6 protein-coding genes and 3 pseudogenes are annotated in these 4,198 nt (G+C 64.7%); 6 read left to right on the forward strand and 3 right to left on the reverse strand.

All coding sequences use genetic code 11. From position 1 onward, the window contains the following. Positions 1-106 precede the first annotated feature (106 nt). Positions 107-799 (forward strand): class I SAM-dependent methyltransferase, encoded by a 693-nt coding sequence (locus ABDV69_RS20340; RefSeq protein WP_343577574.1) that lies wholly within the window; start codon positions 107-109, stop codon positions 797-799. 191 nt (positions 800-990) lie between these two features. On the opposite strand, the pseudogene ABDV69_RS20345 reads toward ABDV69_RS20340, so the two are convergent. Continuing rightward, positions 991-1,200: pseudogene (locus ABDV69_RS20345) on the reverse strand (Hsp70 family protein); the annotation flags it as partial. Between the two features lie 58 nt (positions 1,201-1,258). After that, on the reverse strand, positions 1,259-1,936 hold the full coding sequence (locus tag ABDV69_RS20350; protein WP_343577576.1) for an MBL fold metallo-hydrolase: 678 nt from the start codon (positions 1,934-1,936) through the stop codon (positions 1,259-1,261). A 155-nt stretch (positions 1,937-2,091) separates the two neighbouring features. Here ABDV69_RS20350 and ABDV69_RS20355 point away from each other — a divergent pair. Then, positions 2,092-2,208 (forward strand): annotated as a pseudogene (locus ABDV69_RS20355) (type II toxin-antitoxin system VapB family antitoxin); the annotation flags it as partial. 83 nt (positions 2,209-2,291) lie between these two features. Here ABDV69_RS20355 and ABDV69_RS20360 read toward each other — a convergent pair. Beyond that, positions 2,292-2,483: pseudogene (locus tag ABDV69_RS20360) on the reverse strand (DUF2293 domain-containing protein); the annotation flags it as partial. A gap of 121 nt (positions 2,484-2,604) precedes the next feature. On the opposite strand from ABDV69_RS20360, the gene ABDV69_RS20365 reads away from it, so the two are divergent. The 4 genes from ABDV69_RS20365 (at position 2,605) to ABDV69_RS20380 (ending at position 4,180) form a co-directional block, all read left to right on the forward strand. Further along, positions 2,605-2,838, forward strand: coding sequence for an AbrB/MazE/SpoVT family DNA-binding domain-containing protein (locus ABDV69_RS20365; protein WP_343577577.1), 234 nt, complete (start codon positions 2,605-2,607; stop codon positions 2,836-2,838). Next, positions 2,822-3,256 carry a type II toxin-antitoxin system VapC family toxin gene (locus ABDV69_RS20370; RefSeq protein ID WP_343577578.1) on the forward strand — a complete coding sequence of 145 codons (435 nt, stop codon included), beginning with the start codon at positions 2,822-2,824 and terminating at the stop codon, positions 3,254-3,256. Before ABDV69_RS20365 ends, ABDV69_RS20370 begins: the two co-directional genes overlap by 17 nt. A gap of 276 nt (positions 3,257-3,532) precedes the next feature. Continuing rightward, positions 3,533-3,754 (forward strand): antitoxin, encoded by a 222-nt coding sequence (locus ABDV69_RS20375; RefSeq protein ID WP_343577579.1) that lies wholly within the window; start codon positions 3,533-3,535, stop codon positions 3,752-3,754. A 9-nt stretch (positions 3,755-3,763) separates the two neighbouring features. After that, positions 3,764-4,180 (forward strand): TA system VapC family ribonuclease toxin, encoded by a 417-nt coding sequence (locus ABDV69_RS20380; RefSeq protein ID WP_343577580.1) that lies wholly within the window; start codon positions 3,764-3,766, stop codon positions 4,178-4,180. Positions 4,181-4,198: the final 18 nt, after the last annotated feature.

The following is a 4,198-nucleotide window of genomic DNA, read 5'->3' on the forward strand; positions in this document are numbered from 1 at the left end:
CGCAGGGTGGCCATGACCTGAAACAGCAGGTAACCAAGCGGCGCGTCCTCAGCGGTGCTCATATCAACAATATTGACATATATCCACCACGTTGATATAGATGGGCATGACCGAAACACAGGAATTCGATTTCGATTTCGATCCGGCCTACCGCGGCGCGACCACCGAGTTCGGCGTGGGCGCCCGGCCGCCGTGGAGCCTGGGGGAGCCGCAACCGGAGATCGCCGCGCTCATCGACCAGGGCAAGATCACCGGCGACGTGCTCGACGCCGGCTGCGGCGAAGCGGCGTTTGCACTGCACATGGCGGCATTGGGGCACGACGCCGTTGGGCTGGACGCGTCGCCCACCGCAATCGCATTGGCCAAGCAGCACGCCGCCGCCCAAGGGCTGACCAACGTGTCGTTTGACGTGGCCGACATCACCGACTTCGCCAGCTGGCCGACCGGTTCCGAAAACCGCTTCGACACCATCGTCGACAGCACCCTGTTCCACTCGATGCCCGTCGAGCTACGGGACGGTTATCAGCGCTCGATCGTGCGGGCCGCCAAGCCGGGCGCCTCGTACTTCGTGCTGGTCTTCGCCAAGGTCGGCGTCAGCGGGCCGGCCAACCCGGTCACCGACGACGAGTTACGCGAGGTGGTGTCGAAATACTGGGTCATCGACGAGATCCGGCCGGCCCGCATCCACGCCAACTTCGCCCGGGCCGACAGTCTCGAGTTTCCGTTCGCCGATGTCCGCGATGAGGGCAACGGTCGCCAATCGGTGCCGGCCTGGCTGCTCTCCGCGCACCTGGGCTAGGCGCTGGCGAGGTCGTGGCGATCCTCGACATCTGGGCCGTCGTCGCGCCGACACACCGCCTGACGCGGCAGATCCTGGTCGTCGACGAGGTCCGGATCGAACGGGAAGAACACCGTCTCATACGAGCCGAGGTCGACCAGAAACCGACGGGTATTCGGGCCGACGGCTTCCTTGCGCACCGAGCACTTCTCGAGCAATCGTTTGAACGACCGCAGCGCCGACCAACCCGGCTCGTGACGGACGGCGGCAGCGTCCAGGCCGAAGCACAACTCGCCGGCTTCGTTGGCGGCGATGATCGACGGCCAGGTGTCGACCCAGTGGGAGGACGCCACCGGATAATTGCCACGATCGACGACCGCGGCGACGGTGTGCGTTGCGCCGAAGTCGATGCCCACCTTTATCGGCTAAGGGGATGCGCTGCAACGCGTTTCGTGGCTGCGAAGCACTTGGCTGGGGGTCTTACCAACCCCGCTGACGCCAGGTGGCGAGGCTGGGACGTTCCGCGCCCAGCGTGGTGTCGTCCCCGTGGCCGGGGTAGACGACCGTGCTGTCGTCGTAGACGTCGAACACCCGGGTGCTGACGTCGTCGATCAGCTGGTCGAAATCGCCGGGCTGCCAAGTCTTGCCGACTCCACCGGGGAACAGGCAGTCGCCGGTGAACAGCTGGGTCACGCCGCCGGTGGCCGGACCGTTGAGAGCCAGTGCGACCGAGCCGGGCGTATGCCCGCGCAGGTGGATGACGTCGAATGTCAGCTTGCCGATGTGCACGGTGTCGCCGCCGGCCAGTAGGCGGTCCGGCTTGACCGGCAGCGGCTCGGCATCGATCTCGTGCGCGGCAGTCGGCGCGCCGGTGGCCTGCGCGACGGCTTCCAGCGCCTGCCAGTGGTCGAAGTGCTGGTGGCTGGTGACGATCAGTGAGATCTTCGGGGCGTGGGTGCGGACCAGGTCCAGCAGAACGTCGGCGTCGTTGGCGGCGTCGATGAGCAGCGTCTCCCCGGTTTCAGAGCACGTCACCAGGTAGGCGTTGTTGTCCATCGGGCCCACCGACGCTTTGAGAATCGTCGCGCCCGGCAGTGTGCGGCGGGCCGCTCTACCCGCGTCGACGTGGCCGGTGTAGTCGTGGTCAAGGGCGGTCATGTCGGTGAGGTTACGGGTGCGCGACTCGAATGTCGGTGACTGGGGTCGACGCCGGCCGCGATGGCTTGGCCGAGTCCGCCCGCGCCGCACGTTGCCGGCCCAGCGGCGCGGTTACAGCGGCAGATGATGATGTGCCGGAGATGTATCGATGGTGTATGGCGCACACAAACATTGACCTCGATGACGAGCTGACGGCCGAGGTGATGCGCAGGTTCGGCCTTGCAACAAAGAAAGCGGCCGTTGACCTTGCTCTGCGTCGTTTGGTCGGTCCCTCGCTGAGCCGTGAATTCCTGCTCGGTCTCGAAGGCGTCGGCTGGGACGGCGATCTTGACGACTTACGGTCCGAGCGCCCCGGCCGCTCGTATCGTTTGCGCGACCGACCCCACCGCACCACCACCACCGCCGAAAGCCCGCTGGCTCGCTTTGCGCGCCTGGTCAGCGCGGCATCGCCGGCGGTCAGGAAGACAAGATGTCCCAGATCGGCGCAGCCCACACACAGCGGACCCGCGTCCTCCATGAACAAAAAGTCGCCGGTACCACCGCACGACGTGGCCAACTGGTAACGGCGCGAGTTGCCGTACGGCGCGAAGCGCCAACGCCGCCAGTTGAGATATCGACGGCGCTGCAGAGCCCGTCCCGATCTCGAAGAGCCGTGGTAGCCTAATGGTATGCGCACTACCATAGATACGGCAGGACGCTTGGTGATCCCAAAGTCGCTCCGCGAGCAGTCGGGCATTGTTTCGGGTGAGGTGGAGGTATCCCTCGACGGGGCCGCTATCCGCATCGAGAGCGTGTCAGCCGACGACCTCATCGAAGAGGACGGGCTTCTTCTCCTGCCCAGTGGAGGCGCAGAGCTCGACGCCGACGCGGTCAGGGAGTTGCGGCATGCCGACCAGCGCTGACCATGTCCTCGTTGACACCAGTGCGGCACTTGCACTTATCCAGCGCGAGAACCCCTTTCACCTTGCCGCCAGAACGAGACTCCTCGCATGCCGCCGTGGAATGTCGGGCCATGCCGCGGTGGAGTTGCTCTCCGTACTTACGCGGCTGCCGCCGCCACAGCGCCTCAGCCCGGTCGCGGCACTCCGCTTAGAGGAGACGAATTTCCCGGAGTCTCGCTACTTATCCGCAACAGATACCCAGGGCCTATTGCGGGAATGTGCCGACGCAGGCTTGGCCGGTGGCGCGCTGTACGACGGCCTCGTGGCTGCTGCTGCGCGCAAGCACAAGCGGCCGCTCATAACGTGCGACCGACGGGCCGAAGCGACGTATCGCGTGCTAGGGGTGACGTACGAACTGTTATCACCGGTTTCACGATGAAGACTGAAACCGTGATCCGCCACCAATTATTCTGTGGCACAATGTAACTCGTAACGAGTGCGAGCACTTTCACCTGACGCAACTCGGGATAATTAGCTTGTAACGGTGCGTCTAGAGGTGCGAGTTGGTTGACTTCGGCGAACCACGAGTGTGCGAGTCGTAGTAATCAATCCCGCTCAAGGGGCGCACTCGGCCGGGTTTGATCGGGATGAGAACCGTGGATAAGCGTGACACGGGCGCTGCGGATCTGATGCGTTGATGCGGTAGCATCAGGATATGCGGACAACGCTGGACATTGATGACGACGTGGTCGTCGCGGCACGTGAACTCGCCGCTGGCGAGCGGCGGTCCTTGGGCGCGGTGATCTCCGAGTTGGCGCGCCGCGGCCTCACGCCGGCGCGCGTCGAGGCCACCGATGGGTTGCCGATCATCCATGTGCCGTCGGGAACGCCACCGATCACACCGGAAATTGTCCGGCGTGCGCTCGACGAGGACTGACCACCAACGATGGCGCTGCTCGACGTCAACGCGCTGGTCGCGTTGGCGTGGGACTCACACATCCACCACGTACGTATGCGCGAGTGGTTTGCCGCGAATGCATCGCAGGGGTGGGCGACCTGCCCCATTACAGAAAGCGGGTTCGTTCGCGTGTCGACGAACCCAAAGGTGCTTCCGAGTCCTATCGGGATGGCCGACGCGAGACTTGTCCTAGCTTCCCTCCGCGGGGCGGATGGCCACCGGTTCCTATCCGACGACGTGTCACTCGTTGACGACGACGTTCCAACCATCGTCGGTCACCGCCAAGTGACCGACGCACATCTGCTTACGCTCGCGCGCCGCAGGGGAGTGCGCCTCGTTACGTTCGACGCTGCCATCGTTTCTCTCGCGCAGGGATGCGATGTGGACCTACTGACCACGCTTTGAGTGTGGTCTGAGCTACTC

Source organism: Mycobacterium sp. (genome assembly GCF_039583785.1).
GTDB lineage: Bacteria > Actinomycetota > Actinomycetes > Mycobacteriales > Mycobacteriaceae > Mycobacterium.